The sequence below is a fragment of the Streptomyces sp. 63XJN7_1_ISO-PGPR-S23-121 genome (genome assembly GCF_056173025.1).
Window position 1 is genome coordinate 1,228,949 of the sequence record NZ_CM149653.1, and the last position, 22,274, is coordinate 1,251,222.

General features: G+C 71.8%; 23 protein-coding genes. 12 read left to right on the forward strand and 11 right to left on the reverse strand.

Annotated features, from left to right (window positions below):
* Positions 1–279 precede the first annotated feature (279 nt).
* The 4 genes from AC0VYN_RS05740 (at position 280) to AC0VYN_RS05755 (ending at position 4,959) form a co-directional block, all read left to right on the forward strand.
* Complete coding sequence (locus AC0VYN_RS05740) at positions 280–1,560, forward strand: extracellular solute-binding protein (protein WP_475535044.1); 1,281 nt, start codon at positions 280–282, stop codon at positions 1,558–1,560.
* Between the two features lie 88 nt (positions 1,561–1,648).
* Positions 1,649–2,635 (forward strand): carbohydrate ABC transporter permease, encoded by a 987-nt coding sequence (locus AC0VYN_RS05745; protein WP_475535045.1) that lies wholly within the window; start codon positions 1,649–1,651, stop codon positions 2,633–2,635.
* Complete coding sequence (locus tag AC0VYN_RS05750) at positions 2,632–3,462, forward strand: carbohydrate ABC transporter permease (protein ID WP_451692001.1); 831 nt, start codon at positions 2,632–2,634, stop codon at positions 3,460–3,462. The genes AC0VYN_RS05745 and AC0VYN_RS05750 overlap by 4 nt, the downstream gene beginning before the upstream one ends.
* Positions 3,463–3,471: 9 nt before the next feature.
* The gene (locus AC0VYN_RS05755; protein ID WP_475535046.1) at positions 3,472–4,959 is read left to right on the forward strand and encodes a glycoside hydrolase family 3 protein; all 1,488 of its coding nucleotides are present in this window, start codon (positions 3,472–3,474) and stop codon (positions 4,957–4,959) included.
* 106 nt (positions 4,960–5,065) lie between these two features.
* Here AC0VYN_RS05755 and nagB read toward each other — a convergent pair whose 3' ends face one another.
* Positions 5,066–5,851 carry a glucosamine-6-phosphate deaminase gene (gene nagB, locus AC0VYN_RS05760; RefSeq protein ID WP_475535047.1) on the reverse strand — a complete coding sequence of 262 codons (786 nt, stop codon included), beginning with the start codon at positions 5,849–5,851 and terminating at the stop codon, positions 5,066–5,068.
* A gap of 576 nt (positions 5,852–6,427) precedes the next feature.
* On the opposite strand from nagB, the gene AC0VYN_RS05765 reads away from it, so the two are divergent.
* Positions 6,428–7,903 (forward strand): sensor histidine kinase, encoded by a 1,476-nt coding sequence (locus AC0VYN_RS05765; RefSeq protein ID WP_475535048.1) that lies wholly within the window; start codon positions 6,428–6,430, stop codon positions 7,901–7,903.
* A 201-nt stretch (positions 7,904–8,104) separates the two neighbouring features.
* Here the strand turns inward: AC0VYN_RS05765 and AC0VYN_RS05770 are convergent, their stop codons facing one another.
* Together AC0VYN_RS05770 and AC0VYN_RS05775 are read right to left on the reverse strand one after the other, a co-directional pair.
* Complete coding sequence (locus AC0VYN_RS05770) at positions 8,105–8,362, reverse strand: WhiB family transcriptional regulator (protein WP_003973730.1); 258 nt, start codon at positions 8,360–8,362, stop codon at positions 8,105–8,107.
* Between the two features lie 319 nt (positions 8,363–8,681).
* Positions 8,682–9,650 carry a diacylglycerol/lipid kinase family protein gene (locus AC0VYN_RS05775; RefSeq protein WP_385459563.1) on the reverse strand — a complete coding sequence of 323 codons (969 nt, stop codon included), beginning with the start codon at positions 9,648–9,650 and terminating at the stop codon, positions 8,682–8,684.
* A 115-nt stretch (positions 9,651–9,765) separates the two neighbouring features.
* On the opposite strand from AC0VYN_RS05775, the gene AC0VYN_RS05780 reads away from it, so the two are divergent.
* The gene (locus AC0VYN_RS05780; protein ID WP_475535049.1) at positions 9,766–10,212 is read left to right on the forward strand and encodes a hypothetical protein; all 447 of its coding nucleotides are present in this window, start codon (positions 9,766–9,768) and stop codon (positions 10,210–10,212) included.
* Positions 10,213–10,263: 51 nt separating this feature from the next.
* On the opposite strand, the gene AC0VYN_RS05785 is transcribed toward AC0VYN_RS05780, so the two are convergent.
* From AC0VYN_RS05785 to AC0VYN_RS05795, 3 genes are all read right to left on the reverse strand, one after another.
* The gene (locus tag AC0VYN_RS05785; RefSeq protein WP_475535050.1) at positions 10,264–11,370 is read right to left on the reverse strand and encodes an RNA polymerase sigma factor SigF; all 1,107 of its coding nucleotides are present in this window, start codon (positions 11,368–11,370) and stop codon (positions 10,264–10,266) included.
* Entirely contained in the window at positions 11,367–11,780 is a 414-nt protein-coding gene (locus tag AC0VYN_RS05790; RefSeq protein ID WP_003973726.1) for an ATP-binding protein, read from the reverse strand. The genes AC0VYN_RS05785 and AC0VYN_RS05790 overlap by 4 nt, the downstream gene beginning before the upstream one ends.
* Before the next feature lie 260 nt (positions 11,781–12,040).
* Complete coding sequence (locus AC0VYN_RS05795) at positions 12,041–12,301, reverse strand: UBP-type zinc finger domain-containing protein (RefSeq protein ID WP_385459559.1); 261 nt, start codon at positions 12,299–12,301, stop codon at positions 12,041–12,043.
* Positions 12,302–12,362: 61 nt separating this feature from the next.
* Here AC0VYN_RS05795 and AC0VYN_RS05800 point away from each other — a divergent pair, with 61 nt between their 5' ends.
* On the forward strand, positions 12,363–13,958 hold the full coding sequence (locus tag AC0VYN_RS05800) for a Na+/H+ antiporter (protein WP_475535051.1): 1,596 nt from the start codon (positions 12,363–12,365) through the stop codon (positions 13,956–13,958).
* A gap of 25 nt (positions 13,959–13,983) precedes the next feature.
* Here AC0VYN_RS05800 and AC0VYN_RS05805 read toward each other — a convergent pair whose 3' ends face one another.
* On the reverse strand, positions 13,984–14,892 hold the full coding sequence (locus AC0VYN_RS05805) for a 1-aminocyclopropane-1-carboxylate deaminase/D-cysteine desulfhydrase (RefSeq protein ID WP_475535052.1): 909 nt from the start codon (positions 14,890–14,892) through the stop codon (positions 13,984–13,986).
* A gap of 39 nt (positions 14,893–14,931) precedes the next feature.
* Positions 14,932–15,522 (reverse strand): N-acetylmuramoyl-L-alanine amidase, encoded by a 591-nt coding sequence (locus tag AC0VYN_RS05810; protein WP_475535053.1) that lies wholly within the window; start codon positions 15,520–15,522, stop codon positions 14,932–14,934.
* Positions 15,523–15,837: 315 nt separating this feature from the next.
* On the opposite strand from AC0VYN_RS05810, the gene AC0VYN_RS05815 reads away from it, so the two are divergent.
* From AC0VYN_RS05815 to AC0VYN_RS05825, 3 genes are all read left to right on the forward strand, one after another.
* Complete coding sequence (locus AC0VYN_RS05815; protein WP_475535054.1) at positions 15,838–17,244, forward strand: family 2B encapsulin nanocompartment shell protein; 1,407 nt, start codon at positions 15,838–15,840, stop codon at positions 17,242–17,244.
* 88 nt (positions 17,245–17,332) lie between these two features.
* On the forward strand, positions 17,333–18,475 hold the full coding sequence (locus tag AC0VYN_RS05820) for a family 2 encapsulin nanocompartment cargo protein polyprenyl transferase (protein ID WP_475535055.1): 1,143 nt from the start codon (positions 17,333–17,335) through the stop codon (positions 18,473–18,475).
* A 234-nt stretch (positions 18,476–18,709) separates the two neighbouring features.
* Positions 18,710–19,324 (forward strand): GNAT family N-acetyltransferase, encoded by a 615-nt coding sequence (locus AC0VYN_RS05825; RefSeq protein WP_475535056.1) that lies wholly within the window; start codon positions 18,710–18,712, stop codon positions 19,322–19,324.
* Here AC0VYN_RS05825 and AC0VYN_RS05830 read toward each other — a convergent pair.
* The gene (locus AC0VYN_RS05830) at positions 19,321–19,911 is read right to left on the reverse strand and encodes a TetR/AcrR family transcriptional regulator (RefSeq protein ID WP_451691983.1); all 591 of its coding nucleotides are present in this window, start codon (positions 19,909–19,911) and stop codon (positions 19,321–19,323) included. The two genes, AC0VYN_RS05825 and AC0VYN_RS05830, sit on opposite strands and share 4 nt — an antisense overlap.
* Positions 19,912–20,038: 127 nt before the next feature.
* Between AC0VYN_RS05830 and AC0VYN_RS05835 the strand changes: the two genes are divergently transcribed.
* Positions 20,039–20,623: a dihydrofolate reductase family protein gene (locus tag AC0VYN_RS05835; protein ID WP_475535057.1), complete on the forward strand. Its 585-nt coding sequence runs from the start codon at positions 20,039–20,041 to the stop codon at positions 20,621–20,623.
* A gap of 127 nt (positions 20,624–20,750) precedes the next feature.
* Here the strand turns inward: AC0VYN_RS05835 and sodN are convergent, their stop codons facing one another.
* A complete protein-coding gene (gene sodN, locus AC0VYN_RS05840; protein WP_385459541.1) occupies positions 20,751–21,146 on the reverse strand; it encodes a superoxide dismutase, Ni in 396 nt (131 codons plus the stop codon).
* Positions 21,147–21,290: 144 nt separating this feature from the next.
* Here sodN and sodX point away from each other — a divergent pair, with 144 nt between their 5' ends.
* Positions 21,291–21,725 carry a nickel-type superoxide dismutase maturation protease gene (gene sodX / locus AC0VYN_RS05845; protein WP_385459539.1) on the forward strand — a complete coding sequence of 145 codons (435 nt, stop codon included), beginning with the start codon at positions 21,291–21,293 and terminating at the stop codon, positions 21,723–21,725.
* Here sodX and AC0VYN_RS05850 read toward each other — a convergent pair.
* Positions 21,629–22,258: a CGNR zinc finger domain-containing protein gene (locus AC0VYN_RS05850; RefSeq protein WP_385459537.1), complete on the reverse strand. Its 630-nt coding sequence runs from the start codon at positions 22,256–22,258 to the stop codon at positions 21,629–21,631. The genes sodX and AC0VYN_RS05850 overlap by 97 nt on opposite strands.
* Positions 22,259–22,274: the final 16 nt, after the last annotated feature.

Here is a 22,274-nt window from a genome sequence, read left to right on the forward strand (position 1 = left end):
GCCGCCGGGCCGGTGGCGGCACCTCTTCCGGCGGCGGTGGTACACCCGGCGCCGGTCCGTCCGATGTGTCGCTTGCGCAATGAAAGGTCCCTGCATATCTCGGTCGCATCACGGACGCCCGGAGGGCGCTTGAACACCCTTGACAGCCCTATTGGTCTGGGCCAAGCTCCCCCTACTGGTCTACACCATTGGTCCAGGTCCCGGCCCCATGGGCGGTCCGCGTCGACGAGCAACCGCGGGGAGGCAGGGGGGTTTTGTGGCATCCCTGAGGAGGGTGGCGTGAAGCGCAAGCTGATAGCCGCGATCGGTATCGCGGGCATGATGGTCTCGATCGCGGCGTGCGGGGGCGACGACGGCGGCGACGACGGCAAGAAGGCCGGGGCGGACGGCTACGCCGGCCAGACGCTGACCGTGTGGGTGATGGACGGCTCCTCGCCCGACCAGTGGCAGGCGGACCTCGCCAAGGAGTTCGAGGCGAAGACCAAGGCCAAGGTCAAGTTCGAGATCCAGAAGTGGAACGGTATCCAGCAGAAGCTGACCACCGCCCTCTCCGAGGAGAACCCGCCCGACGTCTTCGAGATCGGCAACACCCAGACCCCGGCCTACGCCAAGACCGGCGGCCTGGCGGACCTGGGCGACCTCAAGAGCGGGCTCGGCGCCGACTGGTCCGAGTCCCTCAACGAGTCCGCGGTCTTCGACGGCAAGCAGTACGCCGCCCCGTGGTTCGTGGTCAACCGCGTGGTCGTCTACAACAAGAAGATCTGGGCGGACGCGGGCATCAAGGACACGCCCAAGACCCGCGACGAGTTCTACGACGACCTCAAGACGATCGGCGAGAAGACCGACGCCGAGCCGATCTACCTGCCCGGCCAGAACTGGTACCACTTCGTGGGCCTGGCCGTCGGTGAGGGCGCCGAGCTGGTCAAGAAGGACGGCGACAAGTACGTCTCCAACCTGGCCGACCCGAAGATCGCCGCGGCCACCGAGACCTACAAGAAGTTCCAGGCCCTCTCCAAGGCCCCCAAGGACAAGGACGAGGCCACCCCGCAGCAGGGCGAGATCTTCGCCAAGGGCAAGACCGGCGCCTTCATCGGCATGGGCTGGGAGGCCGGCACGGCGATCACCGCCAACCCGGCGATCGAGAAGGACCTCGGCTACTTCACCATCCCGGGTGCCACGGCCGGCAAGCCCGAGGGCGTCTTCCTCGGCGGCTCCAACCTGGCCGTCGCCGCGGGCAGCAAGAAGCAGGAGCTGGCCAAGGAGTTCCTGAAGCTGGCGCTCTCCGACAAGTACGAGGGTGCGCTGGCCAAGGCCAACGGCGTCATCCCGAACAAGGAGTCGCTGCAGAGCAACCTCCAGGGCAACGCCGCCGCCGAGGCCGCCGCGCCGGCCGCCGCGGGCGGTGGCACCACCCCGCTGATCCCGGAGTGGGCCGCGGTCGAGAACGACCCCAACCCGATCAAGACCTATCTGACGGCCGTGCTGAAGGGCAAGTCCCCGGCGGAGGCCGCCAAGCAGGTCGAAGGTGAGTTCAACAAGCGCCTGGCGCAGCAGCAGTAACACCGGGTGAGCCGGGGCGGGGGCCGCTGCACGAGGGCCCCCGCCCCGGCTCGAGTGGGACAGGTCGAGAAGAAGAGAGACCGCGAGCATGACCGTGCAGACCGAACGGCCGCCCCGAGGCCCGTCGGACGTCCGCAAGGCGGACGGCGGGAACACCGGCCAGGCGAAACCGAGAGCCGCGTCGCGCGCCGGCGCGCTCGTCCCGTACCTGTTGCTGCTGCCGGCCTGCGCGGCCACGGTGCTGCTGCTCGGGTGGCCGCTGCTGAAGGACGGCCTGCTGTCCTTCCAGAACCTCAACATGGCGCAGCTGATCCAGCACGTCACCGAGTGGACCGGCGTCGACAACTACAAGGAGGTCCTCACCGGCGAGGACTTCTGGCGGGTCACCCTCCGCTCGATCCTGTTCACGGCGGTCAACGTCGTCCTCACCATGGTGCTGGGCGGCCTGATCGGCCTGCTGCTCGCCCGCCTCGGCAGGGTGATGCGGCTCGTACTGCTGATCGGCCTGGTGCTGGCGTGGGCGATGCCGGTGGTCGCCGCGACCACCGTCTACCAGTGGCTCTTCGCCCAGCGCTTCGGCGTCGTCAACTGGGTCCTGGACAAGCTCGGCTGGCACTCCATGGCCGACTTCAGCTGGACCGGCAGCCAGTTCTCGACCTTCTTCGTCGTCACCGTGCTGATCGTGTGGATGTCCGTCCCGTTCGTCGCGATCAACCTGTACGCGGCGACCACCACCATCCCGGGCGAGCTGTACGAGGCCGCCTCCCTCGACGGAGCCGGCGCCTGGCGCAGCTTCACCACGGTCACCCTGCCGTTCCTGCGGCCGTTCCTCTACGCGACGACCTTCCTGGAGATCATCTGGATCTTCAAGGCGTTCGTCCAGGTCTACACCTTCAACGGCGGCGGCCCCGACCGTCTCACCGAGATCCTGCCCGTCTACGCCTACATCGAGGGCGTCGGCAACCAGCACTACGGCATGGGCGCCGCGATCGCGGTCCTGACCATCCTGATTCTGCTCGGCCTGACCGCCTACTACCTCAGGATCGTGCTCAAGCAAGAGGAGGACGAGCTGTGAAGCGCTCACTCTTCGGCCGCCTGTGGCCCAACGTCACGGCCGTCGTCCTGTTCATCGGCCTCGTCTTCCCCGTCTACTGGATGTTCGCCACGGCCTTCAAGCCGGCCGGCGACATCATCTCGGAGGACCCGGTCTGGTTCCCGACCGACATCACCCTCGAGCACTTCAGGACCGCGGTCGACGCCGACCACTTCTGGACGTACGTCACCAACTCGCTCGTCGTCACCGTCTGCGCGGTCGTCTTCTCGCTGATCATCGCGCTGGCCGGGGCCTTCGCCCTGGCGCGGATGCGGTTCAAGGGCCGGCGCGGCTTCATCGTCGGCTTCATGCTCGCCCAGATGGCGCCCTGGGAAGTCATGGTCATCGCCATCTACATGATCGTGCGCGACGCGTCGATGCTGAACAGCCTCGTACCGCTCACGCTCTTCTACATGATGATGATCCTGCCCTTCACCATCCTGACGCTGCGCGGCTTCGTCGCCGCCGTGCCGAAGGAGCTGGAGGAGTCCGCGATGGTCGACGGCTGCACCCGCGCCCAGTCGTTCCGCCTGGTCATCCTGCCGCTGCTGGCCCCGGGCCTGATGTCCACCTCGATGTTCGGCTTCATCACCGCCTGGAACGAGCTCCCCCTCGTCCTGGTCGTCAACAAGGAGGCGGAGTCCCAGACCCTGCCGCTGTGGCTGACCAGCTTCCAGACCGTCTTCGGCGACAACTGGGGTGCGACCATGGCGGCCTCGTCCCTCTTCGCCATCCCGATCCTGATCCTCTTCGTCTTCCTGCAGCGCAAGGCGGTCAGCGGCCTGACCGACGGCGCCGTGAAGGGATAACGCCATCCGATGACGACAATCGCCAGCGGTACCGACACGCTCACGCGCGACGCGCTGACCGTCCTCCAGCCCGGTTTCACCGGCACCACCGCCCCCGACTGGGTGCTGCGCCGCCTCGGCGAGGGGCTGGCCTCCGTCGGCCTGTTCGGGCGCAACATCGCCTCGGACGAACAGTTGGCCGCCCTCACCGCCCAGTTGCGCGCCGAGCGCGAGGACGTGCTGGTCGCCATCGACGAGGAGGGCGGCGACGTCACCCGCCTCGAGGTGCGCGCCGGCTCGTCCTTCCCCGGCAACCTCGCCCTCGGCGCGGTGGACGACGAGGTGCTCACCCGCCAGGTCGCCGCGGAACTGGGCCGCCGCCTCGCCGCCTGCGGGGTGAACCTCAACTGGGCCCCGTCCGCCGACGTCAACTCCAACCCCGGCAACCCGGTCATCGGCGTGCGCTCCTTCGGCGCGGACACCGGTCTGGTCGCCCGGCACACCGCGGCCTACGTCACCGGACTGCAGTCCGCGGGCGTGGCCGCCTGCACCAAGCACTTCCCGGGCCACGGCGACACCGCCGTCGACTCCCACCACGCCCTGCCGCGCATCGACGTGGACGCCGATGTGCTGGCCGAGCGCGACCTGGCGCCGTTCCGCGCGGCCATCGCCGCCGGCAGCCGCGCCGTGATGAGCGCCCACATCCTGGTCCCGGCCCTCGATCCGGACCGTCCCGCGACGCTGTCCCGCCGCATCCTCACCGGCCTGCTCCGGGGCGAGCTGGGCTACGACGGCCTGATCGTCACCGACGGCATGGAGATGCGGGCCATCGCGGGCACCTACGGCATCGAACGCGGCAGCGTGCTGGCCGTCGCGGCCGGCGCCGACGCGATCTGCGTGGGCGGCGGCCTGGCCGACGAGGAGACGGTACGGCGACTGCGCGACGCCCTGGTGGAGGCGGTCCGCACGGGCGAGCTGCCCGAGGAACGCCTGGCCGACGCGGCGGAGCGGGTGCGCGCCCTGGCCCGCTGGACGGCGGCCCGGGCGGACGCCGCGCGGGCCGTGCCCGCCGACGGCGAGGTGGGCCTGCGCGCGGCCCGCCGCGCCCTGCGCGTCACGGGCGCCGAGGGCTTCACCCCCCTCACCGAACCGCCGTACGTCGCCGCGCTCACCCCGGTCGCCAACATCGCGGTCGGCGACGAGACCCCCTGGGGCGTCGCCGCCGAACTCCGCCGCCTGCTCCCCGGCACCGAGACCGGCAGCTTCGCCGGACCGGACGCCGGCGACGAGGTGCTGGCGGCGGCCGGCCCGCGCCGCGTCGTGGCGGTCGTCCGCGACGAGCACCGCCACCCCTGGATGGCGGCGGCCCTCGACACCCTGCTGGCGGCCCGCCCCGACACGGTCGTGGTCGAGATGGGCGTGCCCGGGGCCGAACCCCGCGGCGCGCTGCACGTGGCCACCCACGGCGCGGCCCGCGTCTGCGGCCTGGCCGCGGCGGAGGTCGTCGCGGGCGCCTGACCCGGGTGCCCGCCGGTCCGTCACGACGAAGGCGCCGCACTCCCGGTCGGGGAGCGCGGCGCCTTCGTCGTGACGGACCCGCCGGACGTGTCCGCGGACCTGCCGGTCAGATGCCCTGCCAGTCGGGCTTGTGGGCGTAGGTGTGCCGGAAGTAGCCGGCGAGCTTCAGCTTGCCCGCGGCGGCCTCGTCGACGACGACCGTGGCGTGCGGGTGCAGTTGCAGCGCCGACGCCGGGCACACGGCCGCGACGGGGCCCTCCACGCTGGCGGCGACGGCGTCGGCCTTGCCCTCGCCGGTGGCCAGCAGCACCAGGTGCCGGGCCTCCAGGATGGTGCCGATGCCCTGCGTGATCACGTGGTGCGGCACCTGCTCGATGTCGCCGTCGAAGAACCGCGCGTTGTCGACGCGGGTCTGCTCGGTGAGCGTCTTGATCCGGGTGCGCGAGGCGAGCGAGGAGCACGGCTCGTTGAACCCGATGTGTCCGTCGGTCCCGATCCCCAGCAGCTGGAGGTCCACGCCGCCCGCCTCGCCGAGCGCGCGGTCGTAGGCCTCGCAGGCCGCCTGCACGTCCGCGGCCGTGCCGTCCGGGCCCATGAACGCGTCCATGGTGATCCCGAGCGGTTCGAGCACCTCGCGCCGCAGCACCGACCGGTACGACTCCGGGTGCTCCGCCGGCAGCCCCACGTACTCGTCGAGCTGGGCGATCCGGGCCCGCGCGGTGTCGACGGAGCCCGAACGCACCTGGGCCGCCAGCGCCTCGTAGACGGGCAGCGGCGTCGAGCCGGTGGCGACCCCGAGCAGGGCGTCGGGCTTGCGCCGCAGCAGCTGCGCCATGGCCTCGGCAATGAGCTCGCCGCCCGCCTTGGCGTCGGGAACGATGACAACTTCCACGCTTGCCTGCCGTTTCGAAGAGAAGGACTCACCGGGACCCTGAACTGGGCATGTGGTTTAGACCAATCTAACAGAGGAGTGCCCTCGTGGGGGCGCCGAAACGGCGTCCGGCCGGGTATGTGCGCAGCCGCGCGCGCGGGAAATTGTCCGGCGGTCCGGCCCCGCTCGTGGGCCAACGGGGTTAGGCTTCAGGCGACCGCCCGGACGCCCGGGCGACCGCGGAACACGACAACTGCAAAGACCGTCCACCGCATGGACACGGCTAGTGGTCTAGTCCACAATGGACACCGACGCACCGGCCGCGAGACGCGCGCCGGACGGACATCGGACTTCCGCCTTCCCCGCACAGGAGGGCGGACCGAGGAACCGGAGCTCTCTGCCCTGACTGCCCCGGCTCCTCATCCTTCGGCCGACCGGGACCGCACACCCCACGGCCGATGTTGCTCCGGGCTGCGGTGCCGGGAGGGTTGAGGGTCCCTCCCAGGCGCCGCGGCCCGCGGGTGTCTCCGGGCCCCCGGCGCCGCGGAACATGGCCGATTCCGATCGCTGTCCGAACCGCCAGGTACGCTCGGCCACGTGCCCTCCATGAACGAACTCGTACGCCAGCACACCGCCCTCGACGACTCCGACCTCGAGTGGCTCCACCTGCTGGTCTCGGAGTGGCAGCTCCTCTCCGACCTCTCCTTCGCCGACCTGGTCCTGTGGGTCCCCACCCGCGACGGCACCCGGTACGTGTCCGTCGCCCAGATGCGGCCCAACACCGGACCGACCTCCTACCAGGACGACATGGTCGGCCACCTCGTCCCGCGCGGCCGGCGGCCCATGCTGGACATCGCCCTGGACGAGGGCCGGATCGTGCGCGAGGGCGACCCGGAGTGGCGCGAGGAGGTCCCGGTCCGGGTCGAGTCCATCCCCGTACGGCGCCAGGGCCGCGTCCTCGGCGTCATCGCCCGCAACACCAACCTCCTCACCGTGCGCACGCCGAGCCGGCTGGAGCTCACCTACCTGCAGAGCGCCTCGGACCTCGCGCAGATGATCGCCGCCGGGGCCTTCCCGTTCGAGAACCAGCAGGTCGACATGGACGCCTCCCCCCGCGTCGGCGACGGCCTGATCCGCGTCGACGGGGACGGCATCGTCCAATACGCCTCCCCGAACGCGCTGTCGGCCTACCACCGGATGGGCCTCGCCGCCGACCTGGTCGGCCACCACCTGGGCCGGACCACGGCCGAACTCGCCCCGTCCCGCGGCCCGGTGGACGAGGCACTCGCCAAGGTGGCCAGCGGCTGGGCGCCGCGCGAGTTCGAGATCGAGGCGCACGACGGGGTGATCCAGTTCCGCGCCATCCCGCTCAAGCCCAAGGGCACGCGCATCGGTTCACTGGTGCTGCTGCGGGACGTCACGGAACTGCGCCGCCGTGAGCGAGAGTTGATCACCAAGGACGCCACCATCCGGGAGATCCACCACCGGGTGAAGAACAACCTCCAGACGGTGGCGGCCCTGCTCCGGCTCCAGGCCCGGCGCATCGAGTCCGAACGCGGCCGCGAAGCGCTCGAGGAGGCGGTACGCCGGGTCGGATCGATCGCGATCGTGCATGAGACGCTGTCTCAGAACCTGGACGAGCGCGTGGAGTTCGACGAGATCGCCGACCGAGTGCTGGCCATGGTCGCCGAGATCTCGCCCGGCAAGGTGACCGGCCGGCGGACGGGCCGCTTCGGCATCCTGGACGCCGAGGTGGCCACCCCGCTGTCGATGGTGCTGACCGAGGTGCTGCAGAACGCGCTGGAGCACGGCTTCCGCGAGGGCGACACCGGCACGGTCGAGGTCACCGCGGTCCGCGGGGGCACGACGAAGGAGGCGCGGCTGCTGGTCACCGTCCAGGACGACGGCGTCGGCCTGCCCGAGGACTTCGACCCGCACCGTTCCGGCAATCTCGGGCTGCAGATCGTCCGCACCCTGGTCGAGGGTGAGCTGGGCGGTGCCTTCGACATGGTCCCGGCCCCCGGGCGCGGCACCCGGGTCCTCCTCGACATCCCGGTGCCGGCGGAGAAGTAGGGCAGGGGGCCGGCCGGGGCGACGCGGGCGGCAGGGAAGCGGGGCCGGGGACAGCAAAAAGCCCCGGACCGGTGAAGGTCCGAGGCTAGTGCTCATGTGATGCGGGGGAGCATCGGGGTACTGCGCGCTGCGGCTCGGGGGCGGGAGTTGCGTACGCGCTGTACGCGCCGCCAAGCTCAGGCTGTCAGCAGGGGTGACTGATCAGGCGGAGGCCTGACGAGCCCGGTTGCGGGCGGCACGGCGCTTCATTGCGCGGCGCTCGTCCTCGCTGAGACCACCCCAGACGCCGGAGTCCTGACCGGACTCGAGCGCCCACTGCAGGCACTGCTCCATGACAGGGCAGCGACGGCAGACGGCCTTGGCTTCCTCGATCTGCAGCAGCGCGGGACCGGTGTTGCCGATGGGGAAGAAGAGCTCGGGGTCTTCCTCGCGGCAAACGGCGCGGTGACGCCAGTCCATGGCTGCTACCTCTCCTTGGTATGACTGTGCAGGGTGCTTGTGAATGTGAACGCTTTCACGAATCCCTCAACAAGGGAAGGGCCTACCGCCGGGTTCCCGGTGTGGTCCTTGGGTTTGAAGAGGGGTTCCGGTGATCTGTGGAGGCCGATGTTGCGGGCCGTCCCGATCGCCAAGAAGAGACTCGCAAACCTCGGCGGTGGATACAACCCCTTCCGGAAAGTTTTTTTTGATTCTTCGGTGTCGACTAGGTCACAGCCGTACTTCTATGGGGTGGACCCTGGTCTAAACGTTCGAGTGAAAGGACTTTTGCCGGTTCTGCTCACACAATCACACGCAGTGCACGGCGTACGCCTGTGAACGTCACGCTCGTCCGCAGCCCCAGGTGGTCACCGTCCATCTGGAGGGGCAGGGGCACCTTCGAATGCAAGGTGAAGTCACTCAGGTCGTGCAGGGAGACCGCGTGCCTGCCGCGGGGGCCGCGCTCGGGGGACGAAGTGAGCAACTGGGTGCCATACCGGGCGACGGCGGCCGTCGACAGCCGGCTGAGTCCGAACACGTCCAGGCCGGTGTCGAACGACGCCTCGGGCGACGCGTAGATCGGGCGGTTGCCGAGGAACGTCCACGGGCAGGTGTTCGAGACTATGGACAGCACCAGATCGGTGACCGGGTCCTCGCCGGCGCGCTCCAGCGTGATGGTGCCGCTGCGGCGGTGCGGCTCCCCGATGAGCTGGCGCACCACCTGGCGGACGTAGAGGGCGTGGGTGGACTTCTTGCCCTGCTCGCGGTGCTGCTCGACCCGTCCGACCACACCGGCGTCGAAGCCCAGCCCGGCGTTGAAGGTGAACCAGCGGGCCGGCACGGACTCGTCCTCCGAGCCCGGCGTGCCGGAGGCCAGGCCCAGTCCGACGGTCCGCTCCCTGCCCTCGCGAAGCGCGTCCAGCAGGGCGCCGGTGGCCTCCACCGCGTGGTTGGGCAGGCCGAGGGCGCGGGCGAAGACGTTGGTGGACCCGCCGGGGACGACCGCGAGACCGGGCAGGTGCTCCGGGGCGGGGCCCGCGTGCAGCAGGCCGTTGACGACCTCGTTCACCGTGCCGTCGCCGCCGAGGGCCACCACGAGCTCTATCTCGTCGCTCAGCGCGGCCTGCCGGCCGAGGTCGCGCGCGTGACCCCGGTACTCGGTGGTGACCGCCTCCAGCTTCATCTCGCTCGCGAGCGCGTGGATCAGCACGTCGCGCGTGCGCGCGCTCGTGGTGGTTGCCGCCGGATTGACCACGAGAAGTGCACGCATGGTGTGCAGGGTACCTACTGGGCGGTACCCCGGCCCAGGCCGAGGTGGGATCGGGCGGGGGACCGGCGCGGTACCGGCCCGCGGCCACCGGCGTCCCGCGGGCTACCCTTCTGGGGTGAGCAGTGAGCAGAACCCCACCCCCGAAGCCGCCGAAGAGACGGGCCCTCGTCCCGGCCGGCTGACCGCCGCGGCCGCGCTCGCCGCGCTGGAGGGGCTGGCGCTCGTCGCCGGCGGCGTCTGGATGCTCGTGGAGGGGCTCACGGGTCACCCCGACGACCGCACCTCGGCCGTCACCGGCGGGGTCACCCTCGTCGTCCTCGCGCTGCTGCCGCTGCTCGCCGCCCGCGGGCTGCTCGGCCGGCGCGGCTGGAGCCGTGGGCCCGCGGTCATCACGCAGATCATGGCGCTGCCGGTGGCCTACAACCTGCTCCAGGCCGACAGCGTGGCCATCCCGGCGGGGATCGTGCTGGCCGTCGTGTCCGTCGCGGCGCTGGTCCTGCTCCTGAACCCGACGACCACCCGGGCCCTCGGCATCCGGGGGCCCGGCCGCGCCGAGAAGTAGCCGGGCGGTAGCGGCCGCCCGGCGGTACGCGGACGCGACCGGCGTCGGCGGCTACTCCTCGACCAGCAGCTTCTCCCGCAGCTGCGCGAGCGTGCGCGCCAGCAGCCGCGACACGTGCATCTGGGAGATCCCGACCTCCTGGGCGATCTGCGACTGGGTCATGTTGCCGAAGAAGCGCAGCAGCAGGATCCGCTTCTCCCGCGGCGGCAGGTCCTCCAGCAGGGGCTTGAGCGACTCCCGGTACTCGACGCCCTCCAGCGCCTCGTCCTCGGCCCCGAGGGTGTCCGCGACCGCCGGCGACTCGTCGTCGGTGTCCGGGACGTCCAGGGACAGCGTGGAGTACGCGTTGGCGGACTCCAGGCCCTCCAGGACCTCCTCCTCCGAGATCGACAGCTTCTCGGCGAGCTCGTGGACCGTGGGGGAGCGGCCGTGCAGCTGCGAGAGCTCCGCCGTGGCCGTCGTCAGGGCCAGCCGCAGCTCCTGGAGCCGGCGCGGGACGCGCACCGCCCAGCCCTTGTCCCGGAAGTGCCGCTTGATCTCGCCGACGACCGTCGGCGTCGCGTACGTGGAGAACTCCACCCCGCGGTCCGGGTCGAAACGGTCGACGGACTTGATCAGGCCGATGGTGGCGACCTGCGTGAGGTCGTCCAGGGGCTCGCCGCGGTTGCGGAAGCGGCGGGCGAGGTGTTCGACGAGCGGCAGGTGCATGCGGACCAGCCGGTTGCGCAGTTCCGCGTACTCGGGGGTGTCCTTCGTCAGCGTGCGCAGCTCGAGGAACAGGGCGCGCGCCCCGCTGCGGTCCTGCGGGTCGTGCCGCGTGCCCTGCGTGCCGCGCGCGCCCTGTGCCCGGTCCTCGGAGTGTCGCTCGTGCTCGCTCATCGTCCCGCCCGTAACCCTTTCCCGAGCCCTCGCCTCCGCTCGGCCGGGCCGGGCGGGCGTGCCCCCGGGCCGCCCGCCCGCGGGCGCACCCGGCACGGCACCGCCCCCGCTCCCGGCCCCCGCGGGGGCGTCGTCCTCCGGGTGTGGGCGGGCCTGCTCGGGGATGCCGTCGATGCCGTCCGCCATGTGTGGGGCCCCGTTCTCAGCACGTGCGGCGTCGGCCGACAGCTCCCGTGTGCCGCGTTCTTCGTCCCGCACCGGCCCGTCCCCGTCCCTCACGTCGGCCCGGGTCCCGCGCCGCGCTGTTTGTAGAGGCTGATCGAAACGGTTTTGTCCTCGTCCACGGCGGAGGAGACCTTGCCCGCGAGAGCGGACAGGACGGTCCAGGCGAAGGTGTCCCGCGAGGGGGCGTGACCGTCCGTGGTCGGCGCCGAGACAGTGACTTCGAGCGAGTCGTCGACGAGGCGGAAGACGCAACTGAGCACCGAGCCGGGCACGGCCTGCTGCAGCAGGATCGCGCAGGCCTCGTCGACTGCGATGCGCAGGTCCTCGATCTCGTCGAGGGTGAAGTCCAAGCGGGCTGCGAGGCCGGCCGTCGCCGTACGCAGCACCGACAGGTAGGCACCCGCGGCCGGCAGCCGGACTTCCACGAAGTCCTGGGTCGCGGGCTCGCCTGCGATCTGGGACACCCTCACCTCCAAGGTGGTACAAGCGTTACAGGGTCGAGGGTCGCCCCTCGGGGTAACGCGACACGTGGTTCAGCGGTGACGTTATCGCGCGGCGAACTTTCCTGTCCCCGAGACCCCGGCCCCTTGCTGTCACTCATAGTAAACACCTGAACACGCACAGTGGCTAGGGGTTCGGCGGGCCCAAATCGGGAGAGCGCGCGCCGGGTTGACGTACCCAGGCTCCGGACGGTCGAACCGTCCCCGGGTGCGGTCGTGCCGGGTTACACGAGCACGTGGTCGACGAAGCACCATCGCCAGGTCTCTCCCGGCTCGAAGGTCCGCATCACGGGGTGGCCGGTCTCCTTGTGGTGCGCCGTCGCGTGCTGCCTCGGCGAGGAGTCGCAGCAGCCGACGTGACCGCAGGTGAGACACAGCCGCAGCTGCACCGGATCCGTGCCTTCGGCCAGACATTCCGGACAGGTGGCGCCCAGCGGCCTCGGCTCCGGGTGCGGCAGCCCGTCGGCGTGCGTGCACTGTTTCATGATTGCCAGGTTACGACGGGCGTGCGGGTGGTCGCGCGGAGAAAAAGGGTGGGCGAGAACCATGGACGTGATGCCGCTGCTGTTGCTGGTGGCGGGCAGCGCCGCGATCGCCGCGGCGGGTCGGCGCATCCCGGTGCCGGTGCCGCTGCTACTGGTCGCGGCCGGTCTGGCGGTCAGTTACGTGCCCGGGGTGCCCGACTACACCCTGGACCCGCACATCGTCCTGCCCCTGCTGCTCCCGCCGCTGCTGTACACGGCGGCCACCGACAGCTCCTACCTCGACCTGCGGGCCCAGCTGAGGCCGGTGGCGTTGCTGTCCGTGGGCTACGTGCTCTTCGCGACGTTCGTGGTCGGCTGCGCCGCCTACCTGATCGTGCCGGGGCTGCCGCTGACCGCCGCGCTCGTGTTCGGCGCGGTCGTGGCCCCGCCGGACGCCGTCGCGGCCACGGCGGTCGCCCGCCGGGTGGGACTGCCGTCAAGCATCACCACCATCCTCCAGGGCGAGTCCCTGGTGAACGACGCCACCGCGATCACCGCCTACAAGGTGGCTCTCGCGGCGGCGGTCGGCGAGGGTGCCACCTGGGCCGGCGGGATCGGCGAGTTCCTGATCGCCGCCTTCGGCGGTGTCGGCGTCGGCCTGGTGCTCATGGTGCCCATCCACTGGCTGCGCACGCACGTGAAGGAGGCGCTGCTGCAGAACACGCTCTCCCTGCTGATCCCGTTCGTCGCGTACGCGGCCGCCGAGCAGGTGCACGCCTCCGGAGTGCTGGCGGTGGTGGTCGTCGCGCTCTACCTCGGCCACCGCGCGTGGGAGGTCGACTTCGCCACCCGGCTCCAGGAGGAGGCGGTGTGGAAGATGGTCGCCTTCGTCCTGGAGTCCGCCGTGTTCGCCCTGATCGGCCTGCAGCTGCCGGTGGTCCTCAAGGGTCTCGGCGCCTACGAGGGCGCCGACGCCGCCTGGTACGCGATCGCCCTCTTCCTGGTCGTCGCCGCGGCCCGCTTCGTGTGGGTGTACCCGGCGACCTACCTGCCGCGGATGCTGTCCGCACGCGTCCGCGCGCGCGAGGAGGACCCCGGCTGGAAACAGCCGTTCGTGATCGGCTGGGCCGGGATGCGGGGCGTGGTCTCGCTGGCCGTCGCCTTCTCCATCCCGCTCACCGTGCACGGCGGCGCACCCTTCCCCGAGCGCAACCTCGTCCTCTTCCTGACCTTCACCACGGTCATCGGCACACTGGTCGTGCAGGGCGTGACCCTGCCGCCCCTGATCCGGCTGCTGAAGTTCCCGTCCCGGGACGTGCAGGCCGAGACGCTCGCCGAGGCCAACGCCCAGGCGCAGGCCTCCCGGGTCGCCGAACAGCGCCTCGACGACCTGCTCGCCGACGAGCGCAACGCCCTGCCGGCGCCCCTCGCCGAGCGCCTGCGCACGGTCCTGGAGCGCCGCCGCAACGCCGTCTGGGAACGCCTCGGGCAGGCCAACCCCGTCACCGGCGAGACCGTCGACGACACCTACCGGCGGTTGTCCCGGGAGGTGATCAGCTCGGAGCGCGAGGTGTTCGTCCGGCTGCGGGACGGCCGGTACATCGACGACGAGATGCTGCGGACGCTGCTGCGCCGCCTGGACCTGGAGGAGGCGGCGGCGTACCGGGAGGCCGCGTAGGGCGGCCTCGGGGCCTCCGGGGGCATCAGGGGAACGGGCGGCCGGTGACGACCGCCGCGAGGGTCGTCCCCCGCGGGAAGGCGCCCTCCTCGGTCAGCGCGAGCAGGCCGTACAGCATCTTGGCGACGTAGACGCGCTCCACGGGCAGCCCGTGGCGCCGTTCGAAGTCCGCGGCGAACGAGTCGAGCTCGGGCGTGACGCGGGCGTAGCCGCCGCAGTGGAAGCGGTCGTCGAGGCTCCAGGTGCCGCGGATACCGCCGAAGGCCCGCTGCTGGAGTTCCCGTACCTCGTCGGCCAGGAACCCGCCCTTGAGTACGGGTATCCCGAGTGCCCGCCGGCCCCGGGGGAGGCCGGCCGCCAGCCCGGCGAGCGTGCCTCCGGTGCCGCAGGCGAGCGCGACGACGTCGGCGTGCCCGGCCAGCTCCTCGCCGAGCGCCCGGCAGCCTCGGACGGCCGCGGCGTTGCTGCCGCCCTCGGGGACGACGACCGCGTCCTCGGCGCCCGCGGCCCGCAGCAGGGCCGCCAGGGTCCCGGGTTCGCCCTTGCGGCGGTACGTCGAGCGGTCGGTGAAGTGCAGCCGCATGCCGTCGGCCGCGCACCGGGCCAGGGAGGGGTTCAGGGGGCGGCCGGCCAGCTCCTGGCCGCGCACCACGCCGACCGTGGACAGCCCGAGCAGCCGGCCCGCCGCGGCCGTGGCACGCAGGTGGTTGGAGTACGCGCCCCCGAAGGTGACGACGGTACGGCCGTGCGCCGTGGCCAGATTCGGCGCGAGTTTGCGCCACTTGTTGCCGACCAGGTCCGGATGGATCAGGTCGTCGCGCTTCAGCAGCAGCCGCACCCCGCGCCGCTCGAACCGCTCGTCCGCGGCCTCCCGCAACGGCGACGGCAGCCGGGGACGCAGGGCGGCGAGGTCGGGCGGGTCGGTGCTGGTCACCCCGCCATTGTCACGCCACCCCGCGCGCGGTGTGAGCGGTCACCGGAGCCGGTCCCGGATGCGCGCCCGCATCGACGCCATGGTGAACCCCCTCGGGTCCACCTTGCCCGGCTGCCACTCGAGGTGACCGATGACGGAACGTTCCGTCCACCCGTGGTGGCGGCAGACCGCGGCGGCGACCCGCTCGACTGCCTCCAGCTGCGCCGCCGGCCAGGGGTCCTCGCCGTCGCCCAGGTTCTCGCACTCGAAGCCGTAGAAGTGCCGGTTGCCGTCGGTGTTCGCCTCGTTGTCCCGGGGCAGCGCCCTCTCCGCGATCACCGCGCGCAGGACGTCGTCGTCGCCGAGCCCGGCGTGGTTGGCGCGGCCGTAGCCGACCAGGTGGGCCCTGCCGTCCTTGGTGACGACACCGTGGCACAGCGGCCCCGGCAGACCCTCGTAGCCCTTGCGGCAGATGTCGACGGTCCGCGCGCTGCCCCTGGTGACCGTGTGGTGGATCATCACGCCGTGCACGGGGCCCCACGGGCCCTTGTGGTTGCGGTTGTGGTGCCGCCAGTCGCCGACCTCGACGACGGTGACGCCCTCCGCCTTCAGGGCCTTGAGGAAACCGCCCGCGGACATGGGTGAGGCCATGGCCGACTCCTTCGCTGCGCGACGACCGCCGGGCGCGACCGCCTCGTAAGGGGCTTGTACCGAAACAAAGCCGTCCGTATGACTTGTTCGGGCCGTGTGCGAGCCGATCCGGACAGTCCCCGCCGGGAGTACGGCCGGGCCGTCGGCGAGGAGCCGGACGCGGCCGGCGGTGCGAGCCCCTCTTCATGCCCCGGGCGCCGGAGATCCAGTCCCGCTCTTTCGGGTAATAGCACCGGCACGCTCCGTGAGGAAGGCTGGTCCACGCACATCGATGCCGGGCGCAGGCGTCCGGCATGACCGGGAGGGCAATTCCTTATGTCGGTAGGCGAAGAGGTCCGCACCGAGCAGACCAGGCCGCAGCAGAGCCTCGGCACGGCGGCCGCGCGGAACCTGGCCACCACGACCAAGTCCGTACCCCAGATGCAGGAGATCAGCTCGCGCTGGCTGCTGCGCACGCTTCCCTGGGTGGACATCCAGGGCGGCACGTACCGGGTGAACCGGCGCATGACCTTCGCCGTCGGCGACGGCCGGGTGACGTTCGTGAAGACGGGCGGCCGCGTCGAGGTCATCCCCGCGGAGCTGGGCGAGCTGCCGGCCCTGCGCTCGTACGAGGACGACGAGGTCCTGTCGGAACTCGCCCAGCGCTGCGAGCAGCGGGAGTTCGGCCCGGGCGAGGTGATCGCCTCCTTCGGCGGCCAGGCCGACGAGGTGTACCTGCTGGCGCACGGCAAGGTCGAGAAGATCGGCACCGGCCCCTACGGCGACGAAGCGGTGCTCGGCGTCCTCGCCGACGGCGCCTACTTCGGCGACCACGCACTGCTCGACGGCGACGCCATCTGGGAGTACACCGCCCGCACGGTCACCGCCTGCACGGTCCTGGTGCTGCCCCGCCAGGAGGTGGAGCGGGTCGCGGAGCGCGCGGACTCCCTGCGCGAGCACCTCCGGCAGCGGCGCTCGATCCCCGAGCAGCGCACCAACAAGCACGGGGAGAAGGCCATCGACCTCGCCGCCGGCCACAGCGGCGAGCCGGACATCCCGCACACCTTCGTGGACTACGAGGCGCGGCCCCGCGAGTACGAACTGAGCGTCGCCCAGACCGTGCTGCGCATCCACTCGCGCGTGGCCGACCTCTACAACCAGCCGATGAACCAGACGGAGCAGCAGATCCGGCTCACGGTCGAGGCGCTGAAGGAGCGCCAGGAGCACGAGCTCATCAACAACCGGGAGTTCGGCCTGCTGCACAACTGCGAGTACGACCAGCGGATCCAGCCGCACGACGGCGTGCCCGGCCCGGACGACCTGGACGAGCTGCTCAGCCGCCGGCGCGGCACCAAGCTGCTCCTCGCCCACCCGCGGGCGATCGCCGCCATCGGACGCGAGCTCAACAAGCGCGGGCTGGTCCCCGAGACGATCGACATCGCCGGCAACCGCATCCCCACCTGGCGCGGTGTGCCGATCTACCCCTGCAACAAGATCCCGGTCACCGAGGCCCGCACGTCCTCGATCATCGCGATGCGTACCGGCGAGGCGGACCAGGGCGTCATCGGCCTGCGGGCCACGGGCATCCCGGACGAGATCGAGCCGAGTCTGTCGGTGCGGTTCATGGGCATCAACGAGCAGGCCATCATCAAGTACCTGGTCACGGCCTACTACTCGGCCGCGGTCCTCGTGCCCGACGCGCTCGGCGTCCTGGAGAACGTCGAGATCGGCCGCTGGCGGTGACGCCTGTCTCCCGCACGCCGTGTACCCCGCCCGTCCGGGCGGGTGCACCCCGGGGGCACGGAGGCGGACGCATGGGGGAGGTGAACCGATGACGGAGGCCGGGCACGGCGGCGCCGAGGCGCCCCGCCCCACCGGCACCCTGGAAAGACAAGGGACCGTCGGTGTGCAGCGCGACCGGGAGCGCGGGGCGGTCCCCGTGTCCGACGGGCTCGAGGCGGCGGAGCTCCTGCGCAGCTCCCGGGCCTCGGTCGATCCCGAGCTGCGGTCCGCCGTCGCACTGCTGCCCGCCGCGATGCGCCGCGTCGCGCTCTACCACTTCGGCTGGCAGCACGCGGACGGCACGCCCGCCTCCGGGAACGCGGGCAAGGCGATCCGTCCCGCCCTCGTCCTGGCCTCGGCCGCCGCGCTCGGCGGGCCCGGGGCCCGGGCGGCGGCGGTGCGCGCGGCGGCGGCGGTGGAGCTGGTCCACAACTTCACGCTGCTGCACGACGACGTGATGGACCGGGACGCCACCCGCCGTCACCGGCCGACCGCCTGGGCCGTGTTCGGCGACGCCGACGCGATCCTCGCGGGCGACGCCCTCCAGGCGCTGGCCGTCCGGCTGCTCGCGACGGACCCGCATCCGGCGTCCGCCGCGGCGGCCGCCCGGCTGGCGGACTGCGTCATGGAGCTGTGCGAGGGGCAGCAGGTGGACACCGCGATGGAACGGCGGGCCCCGGACGAGGTCACCCTCGGCGAGACGCTCGTGATGGCCGAGGCCAAGACCGGCGCCCTGCTGGGCTGCGCCTGCGCGGTCGGCGCGCTGTACGCCGGCGCGGCCGACGAGGACGTCCGGGCGCTGGACGCCTTCGGCCGCGAGGCCGGACTGGCCTTCCAGCTCATCGACGACGTGATCGGCATATGGGGCGACCCGGGGCACACCGGGAAACCGGCCGGAGCGGACCTGGCCGCCCGGAAGAAGTCGCTGCCGGTGGTCGCCGCGCTCGCGGCGGGCACCCCGGAGGCCGCCGCGCTCGCCGAGCTGTACGCGGCACCGTACGCGGGAGACGAGGAGGAGCTGGAGCGCACGGCACTCGCCGTGGAGCGGGCGGGCGGCCGGGACTGGGCGCAGGCCCAGGCGGCCGACCGGATGGCGCGGGCGATGCAGGAGCTCGCCCGCGCGGTGCCCGAGCCGGAGGCGGCGGGCGGTCTGCTCGCACTGGCCGAGTTCGTGACCCGGCGCAGCACCTGACGGCCACGGCCGCGCACGACCCCGGAGCCCTAGAGGGCCGTTCGGCGCCCGGCCGCCGTACGACCGCACCGCCGAGGGGCTCCGGTCCGGCGGGTCCCGCACGCCCCCGCGGTGTGCGGGACCCGCCACCATGGGCGTGCCGGACGGAAGGCCGCTCCCGCCCCGCCGGAGCCTGCGGCTAGGCTCAACCGCCGTACGGAAGAGCACTGTTGAGGCGGAGAGGGCGGTCGGGGCATGGGTGTGGCGATCCGGACGGCGGGGGAGGGCGACCGGGAGCGGGTGGTGCGGTTGCTGGACGAGGCGTTCCAGGACGACCCGGTGAGCGGCTGGGTCTTCCCCGGCGACGAGTACCGCCGCCGGACCCATCACCGGCTCATGGCCGCCTTCACCGACGCCGTGCTCGCGGACGGGTGGATCGACATCACCGAGGACGGCGCGGCGTGCGCGCTGTGGCTGTCCGTGCCCGAGGGCGGGCACGACGGCGAGGACGCCGGGGCCGGCGACGGACCCGCCCGGGTGCGCGAGGCGGTCGACCCGGACAACGAGCGCGTCGAGCGGATAGCCAGGCTGACGGAGACCATCCACCCCTCCGGCCGTGCCCACGCGTACCTGTGGATGGTCGGCGTGGCGCCGGGACGGCAGGGCGAGGGCCTGGGCACCGCGCTGATCGAGTCGGTCCTCGACCGCTGCGACCGCGAGCGGCTGCCGGCCTATCTGGAGGCGAGCAGCGCCCGCAGCCGGGGCCTGTACGAGCGCCTCGGCTTCGAGTTCACCGGCCGCGCCCTGGACCTGCCGGACGGTCCCCGGATGTGGCCCATGTGGCGCGAGCCGCGGAAGGGGGCCCGTTAGGCCTCCGGCACCACCGTCGCCACGATCCGCTCCACCAGGCCGTCCGGGACGTCCGTCGTGGGCAGTACGCCCGTCAGGACGTCCGGCAGGGTCAGGTGCTCCAGGATCAGCCCGAGCATCGCGAGGTAGAGCACGACGACGGTCTCGTCCCCGCCGGGCAGGCCCGCCGCGCGGTGGAACTCCATGCCCTCCTCCAGGTCGCCCCGCACCGACCGGGTGTACGAGGCGAGCAGGCCGGGGCGCCGGGTGGCCTCCAGCCGCATCTCCAGCAGGGCCAGATAGCCGGTGCGGTCACGGGTCGCCCGGTCCGTCAGGTCGCGCATGAAGGCGGTGACCAGGGAGCGGTCCTTCGGCCTCGTCAGCAGGTCCGCCACCACCTCGGGATCGGGCGCGAGCCGCTGGTGCAGCCGGGTGTCGATCTGGCGCAGCAGGTCGTCGCGGCCGGTGAAGTAGTTGGACGCGGTGCCCACGGGCACGCCCGCCTCGGTGTCCACCGCGCGGAACGTCAGTCCGCGTGCGCCCTCGCGGGCGAGCACCTCGACACCTGCGTCGACCAGGGCGGCACGCCGCTCCGGGTTGCTGGCCATGCGGAACCCTCTCTCCCACTTGGTTTCTTCGTCCGTGCGTCGCGGTAATCCCTTGCAACCACTACATGCGAAGTACTATAACTGAAGTGGTTGTTGGTCCACGCTGCTTCCCACGGAAAGAGACCACTTGCGCAAGCTCACGTACTTCATCGCCTGCTCGATCGACGGCTTCATCGGCGGCCCGGACGGCGACGCGTCGTTCATGCTCCCGTACGTGGACGAGGAGTTCCTCGCGTTCCTGGCAGCGGAGTATCCGGAGACGATGGCGACGCACGGCCGCCGGGCCCTCGGTCTCGACGACCTGCCGAACAAGCGGTTCGACACGGTCGTCCAGGGGCGGGCCAGCTACGACCTGGCCCTGAAGGAGGGCATCACCAGCCCCTACGCCCATCTGCGCGAGTACGTCGCCTCGCGCACGCTCGGCCCGTCGCCCGACCCGAACGTCGAGATCATCTCGGCGGACCTGGTCGGCAGGGTCCGTGCGCTGAAGGCGGAGGACAGCCCCCTGGGCATCTACCTGTGCGGTGGTTCCGCCGTCGCCGGTGAGCTGATCGACGAGGTCGACGAGCTGGTCATCAAGACGTACCCGGTGGTGCTGGGCACGGGCATGCCGATGTTCGGCTCCGGCTTCGAGGTCTCCGCGTTCGTGCCGGACTCGGTACGGACGTTCGGCAACGGCGTCGTGGTGCGGACGTACGACCGCAAGCGCTGAGCCGCCGCCCTGGGGGACGGCGGCTCATGTCGAAGGGGCCCGGCCGCATGGGCGGCGGGGCCCCTTCGGGCTGTCCGCAGGCCCGCGATGGTGCACCGATCGCGGCGTGCGGAGCGACTGACCGGGGTCAGGCCTTCTTGGTCTCCCAGAAGATCTTGTCGATCTGGGCGATGTAGTCCAGCGCCTTCTGGCCGGTGGCCGGGTCGGTCGACGCCTTGGCGGCCGACAGGGCCTTCAGGGTGTCGTTGACCAGCTGGTGCAGCTCCGGGTACTTCTCGAAGTGCGGGGGCTTGAAGTAGTCGCTCCACAGCACGGAGACGTGGTGCTTCGCGAGCTCGGCACGCTGCTCCTTGATGACCGTGGCACGCGTCTGGTAGTGCGGGTCGTCGTTGCCGGCCATCTTCTCCTGGACGGCCTTCACCGACTCCGCCTCGATGCGGGCCTGGGCCGGGTCGTACACGCCGCAGGGCAGGTCGCAGTGGGCGCTGACCGTGACCTTGGGGGCAAACAGGCGGGAAAGCATGGAGCGTTCCTTCCTCGTGATCGTCTTCTCAGGGGGGACATTACTCCCTGGGAAGCCCGATTTCGCGAGTGCCCCCGTGGGCTTAGGACAAAAGTCCGGGGTGAGACTGAGACTGGTGGAGGAAAGACGGGGAGGTGCCGGGTGATGCCGGAGCTGTCGCAGGAGACCGAGCGGGCGAGAGGGCCGCTGCCGTTCGGGCCGGCCGAGGTGACCGGGCCGTCGATGGTGCCCACGCTGCACCACGGGGACGTGCTCCTCGTGCACTGGGGGGCCAGGGTCCGCCCCGGTGACGTGGTCGTGCTGCGGCATCCCTTCCAGCAGGACCTGCTGGTCGTCAAGCGGGCGGCGGAGCGGCGCGGGGCGGGCTGGTGGGTGCTCGGGGACAACGCCTTCGCCGGCGGCGACAGCACCGACTACGGGACGGTCCCCGAGGACCTCGTGCTGGGCAGGGTGCGGTTCCGCTACCGGCCCCGGCGGCCCGGTCAGCGCTCGCCGCTCGCCGTGGTCCGCTGGGCCGTCTCGGCGCTCAGGCCGGTGCTGTCGGACCGGTCCGCCTCCAGGCGCTTGCGGGCGCGGTAGGCCGCCACGTTGGCGCGGGTGGCGCAGCGGTCGGAGCAGTAGCGCCGGGAGCGGTTGGTGGAGGTGTCCAGGTAGGCGTTGCGGCAGGGGGCCGCCTCGCACAGGCCCAGGCGGTCCACGCCGTACTCCGTGAGGTGGAAGGCCAGGCCCATCGCGGCGATGGCGGCGAATCCGGCGGTGGCGTTGGACGGGTGGTCCGCCAGGTGCATGTGCCACAGGGGGCTGCCGTCGTCGTCGCGCTGGTCGTGGCCGGAGATCTGCGGGCTCACCGGGAACTCCAGGAGCAGGGAGTTGAGGAGGTCGACGGCGAGCGTCTCGTCCCCCTCGTCGGCGGCCTCGAAGACCGCCCGCAGCCGTCCGCGCACCGAGCGGAACCGGGTCACGTCCGAGTCCGTGGCCCGCCGGGCCGCCGACTGGTTGGCACCGAAGAGCTCCCGGACGGCCTCGACCGAGGTCAGGGAGTCCTGCCCGCGCGCCGGTTCCTCGGTGTTGACGAGGCGTACGGCGTAATCCGAGTAATAGGCCAGTTCCACTTGTAGTCCTTACGAA

Bases quoted from the DNA above. Each gene is read 5' to 3' on its own strand.
- AC0VYN_RS05745 (WP_475535045.1), top strand. From the start codon at position 1,649: ATGACCGTGCAGACCGAACGGCCGCCCCGAGGCCCGTCGGACGTCCGC.
- AC0VYN_RS05755 (WP_475535046.1), top strand. From the start codon at position 3,472: ATGACGACAATCGCCAGCGGTACCGACACGCTCACGCGCGACGCGCTG.
- AC0VYN_RS05770 (WP_003973730.1), bottom strand. From the start codon at position 8,362: ATGGACTGGCGTCACCGCGCCGTTTGCCGCGAGGAAGACCCCGAGCTC.
- AC0VYN_RS05775 (WP_385459563.1), bottom strand. From the start codon at position 9,650: ATGCGTGCACTTCTCGTGGTCAATCCGGCGGCAACCACCACGAGCGCG.
- AC0VYN_RS05795 (WP_385459559.1), bottom strand. From the start codon at position 12,301: ATGAAACAGTGCACGCACGCCGACGGGCTGCCGCACCCGGAGCCGAGG.
- AC0VYN_RS05800 (WP_475535051.1), top strand. From the start codon at position 12,363: ATGGACGTGATGCCGCTGCTGTTGCTGGTGGCGGGCAGCGCCGCGATC.
- AC0VYN_RS05810 (WP_475535053.1), bottom strand. From the start codon at position 15,522: ATGGCCTCACCCATGTCCGCGGGCGGTTTCCTCAAGGCCCTGAAGGCG.
- AC0VYN_RS05815 (WP_475535054.1), top strand. From the start codon at position 15,838: ATGTCGGTAGGCGAAGAGGTCCGCACCGAGCAGACCAGGCCGCAGCAG.
- AC0VYN_RS05820 (WP_475535055.1), top strand. From the start codon at position 17,333: ATGACGGAGGCCGGGCACGGCGGCGCCGAGGCGCCCCGCCCCACCGGC.
- AC0VYN_RS05825 (WP_475535056.1), top strand. From the start codon at position 18,710: ATGGGTGTGGCGATCCGGACGGCGGGGGAGGGCGACCGGGAGCGGGTG.
- AC0VYN_RS05830 (WP_451691983.1), bottom strand. From the start codon at position 19,911: ATGGCCAGCAACCCGGAGCGGCGTGCCGCCCTGGTCGACGCAGGTGTC.
- sodN (WP_385459541.1), bottom strand. From the start codon at position 21,146: ATGCTTTCCCGCCTGTTTGCCCCCAAGGTCACGGTCAGCGCCCACTGC.
- sodX (WP_385459539.1), top strand. From the start codon at position 21,291: ATGCCGGAGCTGTCGCAGGAGACCGAGCGGGCGAGAGGGCCGCTGCCG.